The 18,819-nt window shown below is 50.9% G+C and carries 20 protein-coding genes; 9 read left to right on the top strand and 11 right to left on the bottom strand.

All coding sequences use genetic code 11. The features are described 5' to 3' along the window. Positions 1-72 precede the first annotated feature (72 nt). The 7 genes from phoQ to rluE all read right to left on the bottom strand — a co-directional run bounded on the left by phoQ (position 73) and on the right by rluE (position 6,667). Complete coding sequence (gene phoQ / locus ACMGG3_RS04635) at positions 73-1,536, bottom strand: two-component system sensor histidine kinase PhoQ (protein ID WP_020884647.1); 1,464 nt, start codon at positions 1,534-1,536, stop codon at positions 73-75. Then, the gene (phoP, locus tag ACMGG3_RS04640; RefSeq protein WP_032670531.1) at positions 1,537-2,208 is read right to left on the bottom strand and encodes a two-component system response regulator PhoP; all 672 of its coding nucleotides are present in this window, start codon (positions 2,206-2,208) and stop codon (positions 1,537-1,539) included. Positions 2,209-2,330: 122 nt separating this feature from the next. Further along, complete coding sequence (purB, locus tag ACMGG3_RS04645) at positions 2,331-3,701, bottom strand: adenylosuccinate lyase (protein WP_414149632.1); 1,371 nt, start codon at positions 3,699-3,701, stop codon at positions 2,331-2,333. A 19-nt stretch (positions 3,702-3,720) separates the two neighbouring features. Then, a complete protein-coding gene (gene hflD, locus ACMGG3_RS04650) occupies positions 3,721-4,350 on the bottom strand; it encodes a high frequency lysogenization protein HflD (RefSeq protein ID WP_014169611.1) in 630 nt (209 codons plus the stop codon). Between the two features lie 27 nt (positions 4,351-4,377). After that, complete coding sequence (gene mnmA, locus ACMGG3_RS04655; RefSeq protein ID WP_032670452.1) at positions 4,378-5,490, bottom strand: tRNA 2-thiouridine(34) synthase MnmA; 1,113 nt, start codon at positions 5,488-5,490, stop codon at positions 4,378-4,380. A gap of 40 nt (positions 5,491-5,530) precedes the next feature. Beyond that, positions 5,531-6,004 (bottom strand): NUDIX hydrolase, encoded by a 474-nt coding sequence (locus ACMGG3_RS04660; RefSeq protein WP_020884456.1) that lies wholly within the window; start codon positions 6,002-6,004, stop codon positions 5,531-5,533. 9 nt (positions 6,005-6,013) lie between these two features. After that, positions 6,014-6,667 carry a 23S rRNA pseudouridine(2457) synthase RluE gene (rluE, locus tag ACMGG3_RS04665; protein ID WP_032677944.1) on the bottom strand — a complete coding sequence of 218 codons (654 nt, stop codon included), beginning with the start codon at positions 6,665-6,667 and terminating at the stop codon, positions 6,014-6,016. Positions 6,668-6,784: 117 nt separating this feature from the next. Between rluE and icd the strand changes: the two genes are divergently transcribed. The 5 genes from icd (at position 6,785) to ACMGG3_RS04690 (ending at position 11,482) form a co-directional block, all read left to right on the top strand. Further along, complete coding sequence (gene icd / locus ACMGG3_RS04670) at positions 6,785-8,035, top strand: NADP-dependent isocitrate dehydrogenase (protein ID WP_014169617.1); 1,251 nt, start codon at positions 6,785-6,787, stop codon at positions 8,033-8,035. A 589-nt stretch (positions 8,036-8,624) separates the two neighbouring features. After that, positions 8,625-9,671, top strand: coding sequence for a glycosyl hydrolase (locus ACMGG3_RS04675; protein ID WP_214578776.1), 1,047 nt, complete (start codon positions 8,625-8,627; stop codon positions 9,669-9,671). Between the two features lie 199 nt (positions 9,672-9,870). Beyond that, positions 9,871-10,221: a DUF1304 domain-containing protein gene (locus tag ACMGG3_RS04680; RefSeq protein WP_337275405.1), complete on the top strand. Its 351-nt coding sequence runs from the start codon at positions 9,871-9,873 to the stop codon at positions 10,219-10,221. A gap of 76 nt (positions 10,222-10,297) precedes the next feature. Further along, positions 10,298-10,543: a YmjA family protein gene (locus ACMGG3_RS04685; protein WP_014169620.1), complete on the top strand. Its 246-nt coding sequence runs from the start codon at positions 10,298-10,300 to the stop codon at positions 10,541-10,543. Positions 10,544-10,786: 243 nt separating this feature from the next. After that, positions 10,787-11,482, top strand: a complete 696-nt coding sequence (locus tag ACMGG3_RS04690) for a hypothetical protein (RefSeq protein WP_337275406.1) — start codon at positions 10,787-10,789, stop codon at positions 11,480-11,482. On the opposite strand, the gene ACMGG3_RS04695 is transcribed toward ACMGG3_RS04690, so the two are convergent. Continuing rightward, positions 11,479-12,990, bottom strand: a complete 1,512-nt coding sequence (locus ACMGG3_RS04695; RefSeq protein WP_414149633.1) for an EAL domain-containing protein — start codon at positions 12,988-12,990, stop codon at positions 11,479-11,481. The genes ACMGG3_RS04690 and ACMGG3_RS04695 overlap by 4 nt on opposite strands. 237 nt (positions 12,991-13,227) lie before the next feature. Between ACMGG3_RS04695 and ACMGG3_RS04700 the strand changes: the two genes are divergently transcribed. The 3 genes from ACMGG3_RS04700 (at position 13,228) to ACMGG3_RS04710 (ending at position 16,927) form a co-directional block, all read left to right on the top strand. Beyond that, complete coding sequence (locus tag ACMGG3_RS04700) at positions 13,228-14,748, top strand: EAL domain-containing protein (RefSeq protein ID WP_414149634.1); 1,521 nt, start codon at positions 13,228-13,230, stop codon at positions 14,746-14,748. 181 nt (positions 14,749-14,929) lie between these two features. Further along, positions 14,930-16,402: a sensor domain-containing diguanylate cyclase gene (locus tag ACMGG3_RS04705; RefSeq protein ID WP_032679672.1), complete on the top strand. Its 1,473-nt coding sequence runs from the start codon at positions 14,930-14,932 to the stop codon at positions 16,400-16,402. Positions 16,403-16,678: 276 nt separating this feature from the next. Further along, a complete protein-coding gene (locus ACMGG3_RS04710) occupies positions 16,679-16,927 on the top strand; it encodes a GlsB/YeaQ/YmgE family stress response membrane protein (RefSeq protein ID WP_006174788.1) in 249 nt (82 codons plus the stop codon). A gap of 54 nt (positions 16,928-16,981) precedes the next feature. Here the strand turns inward: ACMGG3_RS04710 and yoaJ are convergent, their stop codons facing one another. Genes yoaJ through ACMGG3_RS04725 form a run of 3 tightly spaced genes read right to left on the bottom strand, consistent with a single transcriptional unit; the run spans position 16,982 to position 18,229 of the window. Further along, positions 16,982-17,056, bottom strand: coding sequence for a protein YoaJ (gene yoaJ / locus ACMGG3_RS04715; RefSeq protein WP_071605476.1), 75 nt, complete (start codon positions 17,054-17,056; stop codon positions 16,982-16,984). After that, positions 17,057-17,155, bottom strand: a complete 99-nt coding sequence (locus tag ACMGG3_RS04720; RefSeq protein WP_014883431.1) for a YoaK family small membrane protein — start codon at positions 17,153-17,155, stop codon at positions 17,057-17,059. It abuts the gene before it with no gap. 45 nt (positions 17,156-17,200) lie between these two features. Beyond that, a complete protein-coding gene (locus ACMGG3_RS04725; RefSeq protein WP_414149635.1) occupies positions 17,201-18,229 on the bottom strand; it encodes a diguanylate cyclase domain-containing protein in 1,029 nt (342 codons plus the stop codon). A gap of 304 nt (positions 18,230-18,533) precedes the next feature. Here ACMGG3_RS04725 and ACMGG3_RS04730 point away from each other — a divergent pair, with 304 nt between their 5' ends. After that, a complete protein-coding gene (locus tag ACMGG3_RS04730; protein WP_414149636.1) occupies positions 18,534-18,788 on the top strand; it encodes a DUF333 domain-containing protein in 255 nt (84 codons plus the stop codon). Positions 18,789-18,819 lie beyond the last annotated feature (31 nt).

Consider the following 18,819-nt stretch of genomic DNA (forward strand, 5'->3'; position numbering starts at 1 on the left):
TCTTACTGACTCGGATTATAACGGAAGCACAGGAGCCTGGGTGCGAGATCCTCGCATTTTTCACATAACGGGTTAACTATCGTTCGATATGGGCTGCTGGCGACCGAAAATGACCTCCATTCTGGCGCCTCCGAGTAAACTGTCTTCGGTTTCAATTTTTCCGTCGTACTGGTCGACGATTTCGCGTGCCACCGCTAACCCAACCCCCTGGCCGGGGCGCAACGTATCCGCACGCTGACCGCGGTCGAATACCACATCACGTTTATTGCGCGGGATCCCCGGGCCATCATCCTCAACGATAATATGCAATTCGTTATCCGTCTGACGCGCGGAAACTTCCACGAATTCCAGGCAATATTTACAGGCGTTATCCAGCAGATTGCCCATCACTTCCATGAAATCATTTTTTTCACCAACAAAGCTGATTTCGGGAGAGATATCGAGGCTGATATTGACCCCTTTGCGCTGGTAAACCTTGTTGAGCGCGGAGGTGAGGTTATCCAGAAGCGGTGCCACAGGATGCAGTTCGCGGCTCAATAACGCGCTGCCGGAACGCATGCTGGCACGGTGCAGATAGTAACCAATTTGCTGAGAAATACGGCTGATCTGTTCCAGCATCACCGGCTCGGCGTCATCAACGCTCAGCTTTGAGCTGCGCATCGAACGCAGGGTACTTTGCATCACCGCCAGCGGCGTTTTCAGGCTATGCGTGAGGTCGGTGAGGGTGGTGCGGTATTTATCATAGCGCTCACGTTCGCTTTTCAGCAGACGGTTGAGGTTACGCACCAGGCTTGTCAGCTCGCGGGTAGTCTCCGGGTTGAGCTTCTCACGATGATGTTCTTCCAGCTCGCGCACCTCTCTCGCCAGCGATTCGATGGGGCGTAAACTCCACCACGCGGCGAGCCACAGCAGCGGGATCACCAGCAGCAGATTCGCGGCCAGAACATAGACGAACCAGTTCCATACCATATAAGAACGTTTAAGTTCGACCGGGATGGTATCGACCACCACGATAGTTAACTGCGGCATGTTCATCGTGGCCGGGTAGAGGTTAATCGCCACGGAATGCGTCATTTCTGTTTCGGCATCGTCTGCGCGGATCTCATTCAGCTTTTGCTGCAGGGAGCGGTCCTCGCGCAGCAGCGAGCTGGTGGTGTTCAGATCGGCTTCAAGTTCGTGGAAACCATTGGTCTTAAGCCATTCCGGACGAATACTTTTAACCAGCCATGGAATATCGCGTTGTGCCCAAAGTAGTTTTCCCTTTTCGTTATAAATCAGGGCCAGCGTCGGGCTTTGCTGGTTAAGGTTTTCCGGCATTTCGACGGTGATCGTGTTGTTTTCCCATTTCGCCAGGGTATAAAACAGGTTGCTTTCACCACGCAACAGTCGAAAAGTTGTTTTATCAAAACTGACGCTGTAGCCCACCAGAGCCACCATGCCGTAGGAGAGGGATAACACCAGCACGACGGCGGCTGTTGCCAGTAAAAAGCGAACCCGCAGCGAGAGGGGCAGAATATGACGCAAGATCCCTTTCATTTAGCGTATTTCGAACAGATAACCCTGACCACGGACGGTCGTGATCACGTCCTGCGGGTACTCCGCCTGAATTTTCTTGCGCAAACGTCCCATCAACACATCAATCGTGTGGCTCTCACGCAGCTCGGCATCCGGATAAAGCTGAAGCATTAAGGAGTCTTTGCTCACCACTTTGCCGCTGTTGCGGATTAACGTTTCCATGATGGTGTATTCAAACGCGGTCAGCTTAATGACTTCATTATTGATCGAGAATTCACGACGGGAGAGATCTACCTGGAAAGGGGGAATCGAAATCACCTGGGAGGCCAGGCCGCTGTTACGGCGCAGCAATGCCTGCATGCGTGCCGCCACTTCTTCGATGTGAAACGGCTTGGTAACGTAATCATCCGCACCTGCGCTGAGCACTTCAACCTTGTCCTGCCAGCCTTCACGTGCGGTCAACACCAGAACCGGAAGGGAGACATCATGGCTGCGCCAGCGACGAATCAACGACAAACCGTCTTCATCAGGCAATCCGAGATCGACGATGGCGATGTCCGGCAGGTGCTCATTGAGATAATAATCGGCTTCTTTTGCATCTTCGGCATCGTCCACCTGATGTCCCATCTCCTGAAGCTGAACCTTCAGGTGATGGCGTAGCAATGCGTTATCCTCAACAACCAGTACGCGCATCATCTTTTCTCCCTATATGAATGGTATGAATAGTTTAACGCTGATTATGTTGTTGTGGGGATAAACATTAAGTAAACCGGGGAAAAGCAGCCCCCTTTCCAGGCGGAAAGGGGGAAGGGAGGTTACTTCAGCTCGTCAACCATGGTGATGGCACGGCCGATATAGTTTGCCGGGGTCATCGCTTTCAGGCGGGTTTTCTCGTCTTCTGGCAGTTCCAGACTGTCGATAAACTGTTTCATGCCTTCGGCGTCTACGCGTTTGCCGCGCGTCAGCTCTTTCAGTTTCTCGTATGGTTTTTCAATGCCATAACGACGCATGACGGTCTGAATGGGCTCTGCCAGCACTTCCCAGTTGTGATCCAGCTCGTCCAGCAGACGGTCGCGGTTCACTTCCAGTTTGCTTACACCTTTCAGGGCGGACTGATACGCGATCAGCGCGTAGCCGATACCCACGCCCAGGTTACGCAGCACGGTGGAGTCAGTCAGGTCGCGCTGCCAGCGGGAAACTGGCAGTTTGCTCGCCATGTGCTGCAGCACCGCATTCGCCAGGCCCAGGTTGCCTTCGGAGTTTTCGAAGTCGATTGGGTTGACTTTGTGCGGCATGGTTGAGGAGCCAATTTCACCGGCGATGGTCTTCTGTTTGAAGTGGTTCAGCGCGATGTAACCCCACACGTCACGATCGAAATCGATCAGAATGGTGTTGAAGCGAGCGATGCAGTCAAACAGTTCCGCGATATAGTCGTGCGGCTCAATCTGGGTGGTGTACGGGTTCCACTGAATGCCCAGAGAGGTCACGAACGCTTCGCTGAACTGATGCCAGTCCACTTCCGGGTAGGCGGCGATGTGGGCGTTGTAGTTACCTACCGCACCGTTGATTTTACCCAGAATCTCGACCTGCTCCAGCTGACGATACTGACGTTCCATACGGTACGCCACGTTTGCCATCTCTTTACCCATCGTGGAGGGAGTGGCCGGCTGACCGTGGGTACGGGACAGCAGCGGAATATCACGATATTCGACAGACAGTGCTTTTACCGCGTCGATGATTTTACGCCAGTAAGGCAGCACCACGTCTTTACGTGCGGTGGAGAGCATCAGTGCATGAGACAGGTTGTTAATGTCTTCTGAGGTGCAGGCGAAGTGAATGAATTCAGACACGGCATGCAGCGCAGGCACGCTTGCCACTTTCTCTTTAAGGAAATACTCAACCGCTTTTACGTCATGGTTGGTGGTGCGCTCAATAGTTTTAATGCGCGCAGCATCTTCTTCGTTGAAGTCAGCAACGATTTTATCGAGGTAATCGTTTGCCTGGGCGTCAAAAGCAGGAACTTCCTTGATTGCTGCCTGGGCGGCCAGCTTTTGCAGCCAGCGTACTTCAACCTGAACACGGAACTTCAGCAAACCATATTCGCTGAAGATCCCGCGCAGCGCGCTGACTTTATCGCCGTAGCGTCCATCTACAGGGGATACGGCGGTCAGTGAGGATAATTCCATAATTCGCAACTCCGGGAGGTTAACAATGAGCAAGAATTTGTTTTGCCTGAGTCGTCAGGCGATTACGAGAAAACATTAACTGCAGGCGGCCACCGCCAACCTGATGCCACAGCACGGCGGCACGAATACCCGCCAGCAGGGAGGCGCGGACTTTTGCCTGAACCTGCGGGCTTTGCAGCACGGCAGGAGAGCCGGTGACCTGAATACGTGGGCCCAGCGGGCTGATGACGTCAACATAAATGCCGGCCATGGCACTGAGCAGCGTTTCGGACTGCAGATCAAAATGGTCGAGCTGGCGCTGCAGCCCGGCAATGCGGTCACCGAGCGTATCAAGCGCGCCTTTGGCCGCACTGAGCTTACGCTCCAGTACCATCAGGCTTAACGTGTAGCGGGTCAGCTCCGCGTTCAACCCCTGGCGGCTACTGGCGTTGAGCACGCCAAGCAAAGTTTCAAGACCGAGACGAAGATTGGTTTCACTCCCACCGAAGACACCCAGAGTCGAACCGGGGTTGAGGTCGATAACGCTGTTGAGTGAAACGTGCAGCGCGTCAGCATCGCAATGACCCTGATGCGCCAGCTGTTGCACCAGACGGGCAGACTGGCAAATTCCAGCCAGTGCCAGGGTGATGTCATAATAGTTCTTCGCCACACGTTCTCCTTTATGTGTGCAATCGTGTTAAACGGCCGGCAGCGGCAGGCGCTGTTCAATGATCCCGCCGCCCAGACAGATTTCGCCGCTGTAGAATACGGCGGACTGGCCTGGGGTGACCGCCGCAACCGGCTCGTCGAAACGCACATCAATGCGTTCATCATCCAGCGCGGTGACGGTACAAGGGATATCGGTCTGGCGATAGCGTGTTTTTACCGTGCAGCGCAGCGTACCCTTCAGCGGCTCACGATCGACCCAGTGCAGCTGTTGTGCGATGAGGCCGACGGACATCAGACGCGGATGGTCGTGGCCCTGAGCAACAACCAGAATATTGTTTTCGACATCTTTATCTACGACGTACCACGGATCTTCGCTGCCTTCTTTGGTGCCGCCAATACCCAGCCCTTTACGCTGGCCCAGCGTGTGGTACATCAGCCCCTGATGTTGACCAATTTCATCACCGTCGACGGTAACGATTTTGCCCGGCTGTGCCGGCAGGTAACGACCAAGGAAATCGCGGAATTTACGCTCGCCGATAAAACAGATACCGGTAGAGTCTTTTTTCTTAGCAGTGATCAGATCCAGCTCTTCGGCGATTTTACGCACCTGCGGCTTTTCAAGCTCGCCTACCGGGAACAGGCTTTGCGCAATCTGTTCGTGGCTGAGTGTATAAAGGAAGTAGCTTTGATCTTTGTTGCCATCCAGACCGCGCAGCAGCTGGCTTTTGCCATTCACATCGGCACGACGCACGTAGTGCCCGGTCGCAATATAGTCTGCGCCCAGATCTTCTGCGGCGAATTCCAGGAAGGCTTTAAATTTGATCTCTTTGTTGCACAGAATGTCCGGGTTCGGGGTACGACCGGCTTTGTACTCTTCCAGGAAAAGCTCGAAGACGTTGTCCCAGTATTCTGCGGCAAAGTTAACGGTGTGCAGTTCAATGCCCAGCTTATCGCACACCGCCTGCGCATCGGCGAGATCCGCAGCAGCAGTGCAATATTCCTCGCCATCATCTTCCTCCCAGTTCTTCATGAACAGGCCCTCCACCTTATAGCCCTGTTGTTGCAACAGGTAGGCGGAAACGGAGGAATCGACACCGCCGGACATGCCGACGATCACTTTTTTCTGGCTGTTATCTGACATGGAATACTCACGACATTGAACTTCAAGGCGGCGTATTCTATCACGCCCCCCCACCATTGGCACCCTCTGTAAACGGCCAGTTAAATTCTCCAATCACCTCAAGCGGCAGGCGACCAGCAGACTGCCAGCAGCGGATACTCTCGGCAACCAGCGGCGAGCGCAGGTTTGGCGCATTTAGGATCTCTTCGGCAGTGACCCACAGGCAGCGATCGATATCATCGTCCTGCGGCTCTGTGGCGCACGTTTCGCTAAGCTCGACGGCAAATAAAAAGCGCAGGAACGGGGTGTGATCAGGGGCAATCCACTGGTGCATACGGATGAAGTGCTGCGGCTCCGCGTGGATACCGGTCTCTTCCCACAGTTCGCGTTTAGCGGCCTGCAGTAAGGTTTCATTGGCTTCTAGGTGCCCGGCAGGCTGGTTCCACAGCGCCTTGCCGTTAATACTCTCTTCTACGACCAGAAACTTACCCTGCGCGTGAACCACGCAGGCGACCGTGACATGCGGTTTAAACATAGTGACTCCTTAAGGGGTAACGTCCCGCCATTCACCGTTTGCCAGTGAATCCAGGGTGTAGTTGCCCATGGCATAGCGAATAAGTCGCAGGGTAGGGAAGCCCACGTGTGCGGTCATCCGACGCACCTGGCGATTACGGCCTTCATAAAGGGTGATCTTGAGCCAGCTCGTCGGGATGGATTTGCGCTCGCGGATAGGCGGCGTGCGTGGCCACAGCCATTCCGGCTCGCTGACGAGCTCAATACCTGCAGGCAAGGTAGGACCATCGTTTAACGTCACGCCGCGGCGTAATGTCGCCAGCGTCTCATCATCCGGTTCACCTTCAACCTGGACGAAGTAAATCTTTCCCGTGCGTTTGCCCGGCTGAGTGAGCCTGGCCTGTAAGGCACCATCGTTGGTTAAGACCAGAAGTCCTTCGCTATCCCGGTCCAGACGGCCAGCGGCGTAGACGCCCTGAACAGGAATGTAATCCTTCAGCGTGCTGCGTCCGGCTTCGTCAGTAAACTGCGGCAAAACATCGTAGGGTTTATTGAACAAAATCACCCGCTTTGGCTGGGATTCTTGTGGTCTTCTGGCGGCTTGTCGTGAGCTGAATCGCTCAACCCGGTGTTTTGTAAAAGAAGTTTTCTTCATGGTATTTTCAGACGTTATCAATTGCCGCATTATAGCCTATTAACGAAGACCTTTCATGGCGTCGGACAATCAGGTACTATCGAAGGGCTCATTACAATTTATTAACATAAGATCAGTAACAACCAGAAGCGCTCGAAGGAGAGGTTAATGGAAAGCAAAGTAGTTGTTCCGGCGGAAGGTAAAAAGATCACCCTGCAAAACGGCAAGATTAACGTTCCTCACAATCCGATTATCCCGTTCATCGAAGGTGACGGTATCGGTGTAGACGTTACCCCGGCAATGCTGAAAGTGGTTGATGCCGCTGTTGAGAAAGCCTACAAAGGCGAGCGTAAAATTTCCTGGATGGAAATTTACACCGGTGAAAAATCTACTCAAGTTTATGGCCAGGACGTTTGGCTGCCAGCTGAAACGCTGGACCTGATCCGCGACTACCGCGTTGCTATTAAAGGCCCTCTGACAACTCCAGTCGGTGGCGGTATTCGTTCCCTGAACGTTGCGCTGCGTCAGGAGCTGGACCTGTACGTGTGTCTGCGTCCGGTTCGTTACTATCAGGGCACCCCAAGCCCGGTTAAGCACCCTGAACTGACCGACATGGTTATCTTCCGCGAAAACTCAGAAGACATCTACGCGGGCATCGAGTGGAAAGCGGACTCTGCTGACGCAGAGAAAGTGATTAAATTCCTGCGCGAAGAGATGGGCGTGAAGAAAATTCGCTTCCCTGAGCATTGCGGTATCGGTATCAAGCCTTGCTCCGAAGAAGGGACTAAACGTCTGGTGCGTGCGGCCATTGAATACGCGATCACCAACGACCGTGACTCTGTGACGCTGGTTCACAAAGGCAACATCATGAAGTTCACCGAAGGCGCATTCAAAGACTGGGGCTACCAGCTGGCGATGGAAGAGTTCGGTGGTGAGCTGATTGACGGTGGTCCGTGGCAGAAGATCAAGAACCCGAACACCGGCAAAGAGATCATCATTAAAGATGTGATCGCCGATGCGTTCCTGCAGCAGATCCTGCTGCGTCCTGCTGAATATGACGTTATCGCCTGTATGAACCTGAACGGTGACTATATCTCCGACGCCCTGGCGGCGCAGGTTGGCGGTATTGGTATCGCTCCTGGTGCGAACATCGGTGACGAGTGCGCACTGTTCGAAGCGACCCACGGTACGGCACCAAAATATGCCGGCCAGGATAAAGTGAACCCAGGTTCTATCATCCTGTCTGCAGAAATGATGCTCCGTCATATGGAATGGTTCGAAGCGGCTGACCTGATCGTTAAAGGTATGGAAGGCGCGATTAACGCCAAAACCGTAACGTACGATTTCGAACGTCTGATGGAAGGCGCTAAGCTGCTGAAATGCTCAGAGTTTGGCGACGCGATTATCGCGAACATGTAATCCAGATTCTGGGTTAAACAAGAACGGGAGCCGATGGGTTCCCGTTTTTTATTATTCGACTTCGTACGGTTATCAAAACCCCTCCCTTCAATAGCATTTACCGTCCACGCTTTACCGGGCCATCATGCGCTTTCGCCGTTTGATTCGGCGATGTATGCCCCAAAATTTCTTGAATATCTTAGTTCCACGTCTCACTAAATTCATTGTTATGGTGTCCGGCCTCACCCGGTGCCGCGATCATGAATACCTGATATGACTTATCGGGTACGACGCGATTACGGTGAAACTCTCATTAATTCTGTTGTCAGCATAACTTCTGGTGTGCGGAATATCACTCGTATTACGGGAGATAGCACAACGTGAATTAGCATCATTTTAAGCAGGCGGCTGATATAAATATCCTTGTCGCAGCAAGTTGTTTAATCAAACGGTATTGCTGCGCTGGCACTGTCCGCGGTAGTGGGAAAAGCCAGACAAACTGTACGAAAAAATAAAGCCGGGCAATATCGGTTTTATTGTGTACGTAGCAAACACGCATGGTTATTCATTGCCATGTATTTTCCAATCGAGACGTAAGGATATTCTATAAATGAGTACTTTTGCTGTAGTACCCGCAAATCAGTCTGCAGATAATAATGCGAAAATGATTTATCAGTGGTTGAGTGGTCTGTCCGAACGACAGGGTAAAAAGCTCATTTCAGGTATTTTTGGTGGCTATAGCAATATCGGCGGCGTCGATGCTTTTTCCCTGCAACAAGGAAAAGACCTGCAGGCCCTGACCGGGAAATTCCCCGCTATTTATAGCGCTGACTATGCCCGTGGCTGGGATGCCTGTACCCCAGGAGAGGAAGCCAGTTTGATCGATTTTGGTTGTAATGCCGATCTGATCGACCACTGGAAAAAAGGCGGACTGGTCGCGATCAGCCACCATTTACCAAACCCTTGTTTTGCGGGGAATAATCCAGGTGATGGAAAGGGGGCTCTCAAGCATCCTGTGAGTAATGATGAATTTTCTGCAATCTTACAGTCTGGAACACCGTCGCGTGGGCGCTGGCTGGCAATGCTTGATAAAGTCGCTCAGGGCCTACAGCAACTGAATGAGAAAGGTGTCACCGTCTTTTATCGACCCTTGCATGAGATGAATGGCGAGTGGTTCTGGTGGGGGGCAACCGGTGAGAATACAAACGATACTGTACGTATGGATCTGTATCGACGCCTGTATCAGGATATCTTTAACTATTTCGTTAAAACGAAAGGGTTAAACAATTTACTCTGGGTCTTCTCTCCTGATGCAAACCGGGATTATAAGACATCTTATTACCCTGGCGCAGAGTATGTTGATATTACTGGCCTGGACTTGTATACAGACAATCCTGCCACTGTAAACGGTTACGATGAAATGGTGGCATTGAATAAGCCGTTTGCCTTTGCAGAAGTGGGGCCATCAACAATTAACGGCCAGTTTGATTATGCAAACTTAGTGAGTGTTATTCTTCAGAAATATCCTAAAGCAACCATGTTTATCCCCTGGAACAATGACTGGAGCCCGCTGAAAAACCTGAATGCCTCTGGTGCATACAATAATGACCGGGTAATAAATCTCGGAGAGGTATGGAACGGCAGCGTTCTGAGTTAATGTACGTTTCGGTGTCACGTTGATGCACCATATAAAATGGTTGAAGTCGCTGGCCCAATCGTTAACGCTATAGAAGATGCTAAAATGTTCAGAGTCTGGCGACGCGATCATCGCGAATATGTCATCCAGATTCTGGGTTAAACGTGAACGGGGGCCAGAAGGTCCCCGTTTTTTTCCTCAGCCTGCGGGAGACTGCAAGATGTTAGCTACGATCCTTGTCGTTATTGTTGCGTTAATTCATCTCTACATACTTGTGCTGGAAATGTTCCTGTGGAACACAAAAACAGGCCACAAGGCATTTAATCTCAGCCCTGATTTTGCACGTGATACCCGTGTGCTGGCCGCAAATCAGGGGTTGTATAACGGTTTTCTGGCAGCGGGACTGCTCTGGGGACTGTGGCTTGGTGAAAGCGGTGTTCCTGTGGTCTTCTTCTTTTTGACCTGCGTGTTGATTGCGGGCATTTACGGTGCCATGACCGCCAGCCGAAAAATACTCTATGTTCAGGCTTTACCGGCGCTGGCTGCATTGATTGCACTGTGGTTGCGTTGATTAACAAGGCTTTGGTCTAAGAGTGCCGTCCGATATACTCAGGCATTACCCTTAAAGGTCAGAGAAGAGACTGTTTATGCACAATGAAATTCCACTTAAGTATTATGACATCGTCGATGAATACGCGTCGGAAGCCGCGGAGCCGGTAAGTGAGGCAGAGCGCGATCCTCTTGCCTGTTATTTCCAGTTGCTGCTCACCCGTTTATCGAACAATGAAGAGATCAGCGAGGAAGCCCAGCAAGAGATGGCGAGTGAAGCCGGCATCCGTAGCGCGCGCATTGATGATATTGCGAACTTCCTCAATCAGTGGGGAAATGAATAGTCTGCCTCAAAAACCGTTGTGCTGATGCTTTGCTAAACAGCTCAGCATCACGCTATCGGACCACATGCATTTTTTATCCGGGATGTGCGTTGAGGGTTTACCGATGAGCAGGGCGAAAATAACGATCAGGAAAAAGAGTACCAGCGGAAACAACAGAGAATTTTTCACGTTTTAACCAAATGAGAGTGTGCTTCAGGGTAATCTACGGTCTGAATGTGACGACTATATGTTTTTAGGAAAGAAATGGAAACGTCTGATCTGGAAAAACATTACCACGACACCAACGCGAAGACGCTGGCGCTCTGGGAAAAGCGGGACGGTATCGGAGCGGTAAGGGAGCCGTTTTATGCTACGCAAAAGCTCGCACTGGCGACAGGTTTCCAGCCGGAAATGGCCGCGTCTGTCGACATGTTGTTTCGGGAACTGCGGGCGTTGACCCGCCACGACTCGTTAGCAGACCTCCAGCCGCCATCCGGCTTCCATTTCACCTTCGTACCCATAACGCTCCCTCTCTACGACGGGAATGCACCGTTACCGGCGAAGACGCATCAGCTTATCGACGCATGGACCCCTTTTGCCGGTCTGGGCATCACGGTTCGGGAACTCAGGCTGGTGGCATTGCCCAACCAGCTCTTGCTTGCAGGCATACCCGATACACTTGCCTTGAGGCAGCGGCAGGCGTTTTGTGAACGTCTGTTAACCACGGACTGGCAAGAGGCGTTGCGCTTACGCCATGGCAATACCCCTTTGCCAGCGCCGTTCTGGCACACTACGCTGTTGCGCTACCAGGCAGACTGTCTGCCTGAATCACCGAGGGCGTTTTTCCGTGAGCGCCGCATGCAGCGTTACGGTGAGGTTTGCGGAGAGCTAAAACTCAACGTCGTGAATTATAACTGGACGCTATGCAGAGCCGTCACGTCGTCAATGTTGACATGCTAACGCGCTGGTTTTTGCTTATCGTTGTTAAGTTGCTGCGTCAGTTCATCAATGGTCAGTGATTTAGAGAAATACCATCCCTGAATCAGGGCATCAGGATACCGGTCTGCGATAAAGCGATATTGCGTTTCGCTTTCCACACCTTCAAAGACGAGCGTTTTATTCAGTCTGGCGAGGGCGTCACTAAAGATGACGAATATATTCTGTTTATAATGCTCATTAATACCATCTACCAGCGATTTGTCTATTTTGATCTCATCGTATTCCAGAAGCGATATGCGGGCGAGGTTAGAGTTTTGCACTCCAAAATCGTCAATTGATATTCTCACACCCAGTGATTTTAACGCCTGACAAAACCCTTCGAGAATATCCGCAGTGGAGACCGCCTTTTCAGAGAGTTCGACTTTTATCAAGGAGAGTGGAATGCTATTCACTAAACACTCACGACACAGAATCTTAATGAATTGCCCGTCTTCAATCTCAGTTCGGCCAATATTTAATGAAATCACCAGCTGATGTTTAATCGCCAGCGAGGCGATTTCTGCCAGGGATTTTTCGATGATATTGATATAATACTTTTGATACAGGCCAATTTTCTTAATTAAGGGAATAAAGAGCTCAGGCGAGACCTCTCCATGATTGTTATCGCGCCATCTCGACAGAACTTCAACGCCCACCATTTTTTTATCCTGGATTCGAATAATGGGCTGGTAGTTAACGCTGATGGTATTGGCTTTTACCGCGTTAACCAGCGTGCGCTCCAGTGAGAACCGATCTTCATAGATGCGGAAGAAAAACAGCGTGATCGCTATCCAGATGAAAGCCAGAATTGCCGTGAGAAGGGTAAACACCACCAGAGACAACGAAGCCAGCCCTGCGTTGTGATGCTTCACGATCACACACAAATCCCATACGGCGCTGCACTGCGTCAGGGTTAAGGTAAACAGATTCGAATGCAGCCAGCTCTGTTCTTTTATCACCGGGGAGGCTGAGAAAAATGTTCTGCCGAAATCTTTGGTCGTCGTACTCAGTGAATAGTTCGCCGTAATCGGCGTGAACCTATCGTAAGCATAGCGGGAGGTGAATATAATCACGTTATTATAAATTGCCGCATTGCCTGTAAAAAAATCTTTTCTGGAAAACTGTGCCAGAAGAAAACCCCGTGACGTTTTATGCAGCTCTGCAGGAAGGGCTGCGGGAGTGGCGAGTTTACCCCAAAAAGCAGTACAGGCTATTTTCCCCTTTTCAATAAAACCGATATCCCCGAAATAGAGGCTATCTAACTTTATCTGCCTGTAACTATCAAGACTGGTTTTATCACAACCCTGTGTAGTAATGCTTTTGAGCGCCTGCGCCACACTTTGAGAGAGGCCTTCTGAATATTGTAAAAGGGAATGGGAAACCTCGAGCTGTTTGCTCTTTTGCTGGGCCAGGATAACCGCATTAACCGCGTAGAGAGAGAGGGCGACCAGCAACGTTGAAATGATAGCAACGGCAATGATCTTTTTCATTTTCCAGTGTTCCCGTCCGCTCCCTGATTTCACAAATCTTAACACAGCCAGGGCAAGGCACAAGCCTGATAATAACGGAGGTTTATCTTATTCAGTCAGAGTAACTCATGCGGAAGTACCAGTTTTTTAAGATAAATCTTAACTAAACTTTTCACATTGCTTTAAGCAGCGCAGAGTTTGCCAGGCAATCGCCTTATACAGGTCATAAATGAGCATTTTTCTCTTAAGGAAAAAATCGTGCGCAACCTTATGCTCCCCATTCTGTGTGCCTTATTTGTGTTTCTGAGTGGCATGCTGATCATTAACTGGCAGTTGTGGCATATGGCCCGGTCAAATTATGTCGAAACCGCCGCCGCAAGCACGCGTAAAATTGAGGCCATTCTTGCTGAGGCTGTCAGTGCTGCAGATACAGCAAAACGGGTCGCCGCTGCAGGGTGTACCGACACCGGACAGCGTGAACTGGGTTCGGAAGCTGCGCTGAAACCGCATCTTCGCGCCATTATGATTGAGCAGCAGGGCAGGATCGTCTGTACCTCCCTTCCCGGAAACGGCGTATTGATTGTTCGCCCGCAGACGCTGCCCAACAAAGGATTGATGCTGCTCCCCGGTAATCGCCTGGTGAACGGCATTCCGGTGTTACTTTTTCAGATGCCCGTCGCGAAAGGGCGCGTTATCGTAAGCGTTAGCGACGCGCATTTGCGGGATGTTATTGCGAGTGCAGCAAACAACACGGGACTGAGGCTGGTTGTTGGCGATAAAGCAATAGCCGGCGCGGGCGATGTGACCGGCTGGCCCCCCGTGAAGTGGGCGGGTTCCTTAACAGCATCGGCACATTTTCCGTTTAGCATGGCCTGGCAGCCTCCCGCCTTTTTCAGCCTGACGCGTTTACTGTATCAGGGATGGAGCCTCATACTGCTTATCCTTGCGTTATCTGCGGCTGTTGGCATTCTTATCCGTCGCTACAGGGGGAAAAGCAGCTCGTTTGAAGACGATCTGCGTAAAGCCATCATCCACGGCGAGATCGTTCCGTACTATCAGCCGATCGTGAATGGCGATACCGGCGGTTTGTATGGCGTGGAAGTGCTGGCAAGGTGGAAGCACCCAAAATCAGGCTTTATCCCACCGGATGTTTTTATTCCGATTGCCGAGCGCAGCGGCCTGATAATTCCGCTGACCAAAGGGTTAATGGCGAAAGTGGTGACCGAGCTTAAGCCGCTTTTGCCTAAGTTGCCGGACGGATTTCACATCGGGGTGAACATCAGCGCCAGACACATCAATGCGCCTTCTTTTATCGCTGACTGCCGGGTCTTTGGAAAAGGCTTTTATGGTAAAGAGGTCAAACTGGTTCTCGAAGTGACCGAGCGTGAACCGCTGATCGATAATCCTCATCTGGTGGAAAATCTCAATGCGTTACATAACGCCGGTTTCGTCATTGCGCTTGATGACTTTGGGACCGGGTATTCCGGACTCTCCTGTCTGCACGCGCTGGCGATTGATTATATTAAAATCGATAAAAGTTTCGTGAACCGGGTATCAGAGGCGAAAGACTCTACGATCCTGCTGGACTGTGTGATTGACCTGGCGAAAAAACTCTCACTGCATATCGTGGCTGAAGGGGTAGAAACGAAGGAGCAACTGGACTATCTCAACCGTAATCAGATTACCCTGTTGCAGGGATACTATTTTGGTAAACCGGTCTCGTATAAAGAATTTATTAAAATCATCTTATCTAAGCCCCTGGAGAAGGTCAGTCTGTAAGAGATTTTTTTCTGTGAAAGGGGCCCAGTAATAATATCTGATGCCCGTTTGCGAAAAGCGAAATATCATCAGATTTCTGTTGTATGCTTAAGTGCAATTCATTTTCCTCTTATCCTGAGCTTTGTTACAGTGACTCTAGTTGTCAGCCAGGGATGTCAGGCGTGATAAGGTGGAAGAGCTCGTGCATGTGAAAAATACTTTTTACACAACAACTATTACCGTCATCATTGTCTCATTGATCATTTCGCTGTCGCTTGCCGTCCAAATTACCACGTCCAGGCAGCAGTCAATCCAGCAAATAAATACCAGCGTTGCCAACCTGAGCCATACCTTAGACGTGTACAGCGAAGGGATCATGCGCCAAAGTGAAATGTTGATTACTTCGGTTTCCGACATAATCAAAATTTATGGCATGACCCCACAACAGGCCAAAAATATCCAGCGGATGATAAGCAATCAGGATAATCTTCTTATCCAGATAAATAATGTGGTTGTTTACGATGCGCAAGGGAATATTTTTACGGCACTGCATGAAAGTTTTTCCGGACCCCGGAAAGGGGTGGACAGGTCGTTTTTTATCTACCACAAAGAAAATAAGAGCCAGCAGATTTTTATTGGCCAGCCGGTGGTCAGCAGAACGAATGGTAAATGGGTCATAACCATTAGTCGTCGGCTGGAAACCCCTACCGGCGCGTTTAACGGTGTCGTTGTGGTTACGCTGGGTATCGAAAATTTTCTGGCGTTATACGGGCAGATCAATATTGGTCACTCAGGCGTGATCGGCTTAACAACCCAGTCAGGCGTGTTGCTGGTACGTCATCCGTTTAAAAATAATTACATCGGCGCGATTGTTTCGGATTCGCCTCTCTTCAGGACATACCTCAAGGTACAAAACGCGGGTATCGCCAGCTCTGTCTCACGGTTTGATAAAATCGAACGCATTTATGCTTTCGAGAAGAACAAGCGCTACGGGCTCGTCACCACCGTGGCGGTCAGTACGCAAGAAGCACTCGCCCCCTGGCGCAAGCAGGCTCTCCAGCTTTCTGTACTCATTTTGGTTTTTACCGCGATACTCATTGCGGCGTCCTGTTTCCTCTATTCCGATTTATCCAGAAAAACACGGGATAACAGAGCGCTGAAGATTATTGCGTCTGAAGATGCGCTAACCGGGCTTTTCAACCGACGCATTTTTGATGAAAAAATTCTGTCAGAAATTGCGGCCTGTGCGGCCAGCGACGCCCCGATTTCGGTGTTGATTGTCGATGTGGACTACTTCAAAAAATACAACGATAACTATGGTCATCCCGAAGGGGACCGCTGTTTAACCCTGCTGGGAAATAGCCTCAGGGAGAGCCTCAACCGGGACAACCAGGTTGTGGCGCGCTATGGCGGGGAAGAGTTTGCACTGATCCTGCCAGACACGGATATCCAGGAAGCGCTCCGCCTCGGTCAGACGATCATTCGCAATGTCTTTTCGCTGCATATTGAACATGCTTTCAGTCCCTTCGGGCGGGTCACGGTTAGCGTCGGGATCTCCACTGCGCGTGCCGTGGATATCGCGGGCAGCCAGCAGAACATCATTATAGCCGCCGACCAGGCGCTCTATCAGGCAAAACGTGCAGGGCGAAACCGGCACGCTTTTGTTGCGGTGTAGGCAAAAAAAAAGCCCACTCTAGAGTGGGCAAGAAATACTGGAAGCAATGTGAGCAATGTCGTACTGAATACCTGAGTGTTTCACTCAACTATTCAGTGTTGAGAAAGATAATCTTTCTCAACAAAAGATGCAACCCCACATTTCTTGTGGTGCTGTTGATGATTAAACGCGCACTCTCTCACTGTGATGCTTATCACAAATTTCCTTTCTGAAATCCTGTGCTATCCTTTCTTGTGTCGTTGATTTAATGACAAAAACCATACGGAGAGGAAACTTATGGGAATTTTATCCTGGATTATCTTTGGGCTTATTGCAGGTATTCTGGCGAAGTGGATTATGCCGGGCAAAGATGGCGGTGGGTTTATCGTCACCGTAATACTGGGGATTATCGGTGCAGTGGTGGGCGGTTGGATCAGTACGCTGTTCGGCTTTGGTAAGGTCGATGGCTTTAACTTCGGCAGCTTCGCTGTCGCGGTGATCGGTGCGTTGGTTGTTCTGTTTATCTACAGAAAAATCAAAAGTTAAGCCTGATAAATGTTGAAAAAGGCTGCCATATGGCGGCCTTTTTACGTGGTGGGTTTACCACCAGCCTAGCTGCGAGCCTGCAACAGCCACGATTGCCACGATCAGCATAATGAGGGTTGTTTTTCTCATTTATGCCCCCGGAGCAGCGTAACCACCGACAAAAAACCAGGCCAAAAACACTACCGCCGTTATAAAAATAACGACCGGGAAGAGGATCCCTATTCTCATACCATCACCTGTTTCGGTTTTTATAACGCCGTAGAGTGTACGGGGTTAATCCATCGCGAGAAAGCGCGTTTTGCTTTTTCCTTTGTTATGCTGATACATCGCGACATCAGCCGCGCGTAACGCACTGTCCGGATCGGTCACGGTGGGGTCAACTTCAATCACACCGAAGCTGGCGCCAGGATAAATAATGTTCACGCTCCCCAGCCAGTATTCTCCTGCAATACGGGCGTCGAGGCGCGTTTTAAGCAGGTTAATCTGTGTGTTCTCACCTGTACTGTTGGTTTGGCTAAGCGAGGCCACCAGAAACTCATCACCGCCCAGCCTGCCAATTATTTCGTCCGCCTGTTTTTCTTCAGTCAGACGTTTGCCCACTTCAATCAGGAACCGATCGCCTGATTCATGCCCGTAACGGTCGTTAATCAGCTTGAAATCATCAAGGTCGATAAACGCGATGATGGCGTTGCGTTTAAGGTGCTTTGCCAGTGAAAACAGGGTCGTCAGCTCTTCGAAGATGGCGCGGCGGTTTGGTAATCCGGTAAGGGCATCGGTATAAGAGTGCGCAATGAGTGCCGCATTGGCTTCCCGAAGCTGGATCACCAGTGATTCTTTCTGAATATACTGGGCAATCAACCCGGCGAATAATTTCAAAACTTGTTCACCGCGATCGCTGGGATGTTTCTTTTCCATGCTGGTGGCGCAGAGCGTGCCATAGAGTGAACCATCCGCAAGGTGAATAGGGATACTCATGTAGGTTGTAATGCCAAGGGCTTTCGCGGCATCGCAATCCGGCCAGCGCTCAGCCACCTCGTTACTGAACAACGTACCACTCTCGATGGCGCGCTTACACAACGTGTCGCCCCACGGAACGCTCAGCCCCTCAGGGATCTGCATCTGCTTGCTGTTGCGGGCGTAGAGGATATGCTGCAGGCGCGCATTGATATCGACCTTCGTCAGGTAGGTGGACTCCATTTCAGTCACAATCTCCAGCATCTCCAGCAGCTGGCGGACGAGACTTTCAAGGGACTGCTCAGTGGCGAGCGTTTCTGAAACACGGGCAAGGATAATATCCGACATGACGTAGGCTCACTCCCATGCAGAAGACGTCTGCATCTGCATGTTATGCTGAATTTTTCGACTTCGGGCATAGTAAAACATGAATATAAAAATTTTAATATTCATCACAGGGGAGCGGGGGAGAAAAAAAGCCCCGATGTTGAGACCGGGGCAAAGACATCTTGATTACGGAATGATGTTCTCTGGTCATTGAGAACACGTGCCACTGTAGTGTGGAAAAGTGCAGTTAAGATGGAGAAATCTTGGAGAAAGCGGCGGTGACCCGTTACCCTTAAAGTCTGATGAAGTTAAAAGGATCAATGAGATGAGATTACTGCTTCTGGCACTGGCGTTACCGCTGGCCGCCTGTACCTCCAAAACATCCCCGCCTGATGCCCCGAAACCGCCCCATGTTATCGGGATGGCTAATTCCGCCTCCGTCTACTGCCTGAATAAAGGCGGAGAACAGGTCCCGGTTCAGAGCCCGCAAGGGGTTCGCACGGAGTGCAAGTTGCCCGGCGGCGAAGTGATCGATGAATGGGCGCTTTATCGTCGCGATCATCCGCAACCTGCCAGGTGACAGCGGGACAGTGGCTGCGGTACACTTCTCT

The organism is Enterobacter sp. BNK-18 (genome assembly GCF_047456135.1).
Lineage (GTDB): Bacteria > Pseudomonadota > Gammaproteobacteria > Enterobacterales > Enterobacteriaceae > Enterobacter > Enterobacter ludwigii.

What these genes read in the sequence shown, in the direction of transcription:
- phoQ (WP_020884647.1), bottom strand. Translation starts at nt 1,536, where the DNA reads ATGAAAGGGATCTTGCGTCATATTCTGCCCCTCTCGCTGCGGGTTCGC.
- phoP (WP_032670531.1), bottom strand. Translation starts at nt 2,208, where the DNA reads ATGCGCGTACTGGTTGTTGAGGATAACGCATTGCTACGCCATCACCTG.
- purB (WP_414149632.1), bottom strand. Translation starts at nt 3,701, where the DNA reads ATGGAATTATCCTCACTGACCGCCGTATCCCCTGTAGATGGACGCTAC.
- mnmA (WP_032670452.1), bottom strand. Translation starts at nt 5,490, where the DNA reads ATGTCAGATAACAGCCAGAAAAAAGTGATCGTCGGCATGTCCGGCGGT.
- ACMGG3_RS04660 (WP_020884456.1), bottom strand. Translation starts at nt 6,004, where the DNA reads ATGTTTAAACCGCATGTCACGGTCGCCTGCGTGGTTCACGCGCAGGGT.
- rluE (WP_032677944.1), bottom strand. Translation starts at nt 6,667, where the DNA reads ATGCGGCAATTGATAACGTCTGAAAATACCATGAAGAAAACTTCTTTT.
- icd (WP_014169617.1), top strand. Translation starts at nt 6,785, where the DNA reads ATGGAAAGCAAAGTAGTTGTTCCGGCGGAAGGTAAAAAGATCACCCTG.
- ACMGG3_RS04675 (WP_214578776.1), top strand. Translation starts at nt 8,625, where the DNA reads ATGAGTACTTTTGCTGTAGTACCCGCAAATCAGTCTGCAGATAATAAT.
- ACMGG3_RS04680 (WP_337275405.1), top strand. Translation starts at nt 9,871, where the DNA reads ATGTTAGCTACGATCCTTGTCGTTATTGTTGCGTTAATTCATCTCTAC.
- ACMGG3_RS04685 (WP_014169620.1), top strand. Translation starts at nt 10,298, where the DNA reads ATGCACAATGAAATTCCACTTAAGTATTATGACATCGTCGATGAATAC.
- ACMGG3_RS04690 (WP_337275406.1), top strand. Translation starts at nt 10,787, where the DNA reads ATGGAAACGTCTGATCTGGAAAAACATTACCACGACACCAACGCGAAG.
- ACMGG3_RS04695 (WP_414149633.1), bottom strand. Translation starts at nt 12,990, where the DNA reads ATGAAAAAGATCATTGCCGTTGCTATCATTTCAACGTTGCTGGTCGCC.
- ACMGG3_RS04710 (WP_006174788.1), top strand. Translation starts at nt 16,679, where the DNA reads ATGGGAATTTTATCCTGGATTATCTTTGGGCTTATTGCAGGTATTCTG.
- ACMGG3_RS04720 (WP_014883431.1), bottom strand. Translation starts at nt 17,155, where the DNA reads ATGAGAATAGGGATCCTCTTCCCGGTCGTTATTTTTATAACGGCGGTA.
- ACMGG3_RS04725 (WP_414149635.1), bottom strand. Translation starts at nt 18,229, where the DNA reads ATGTCGGATATTATCCTTGCCCGTGTTTCAGAAACGCTCGCCACTGAG.
- ACMGG3_RS04730 (WP_414149636.1), top strand. Translation starts at nt 18,534, where the DNA reads ATGAGATTACTGCTTCTGGCACTGGCGTTACCGCTGGCCGCCTGTACC.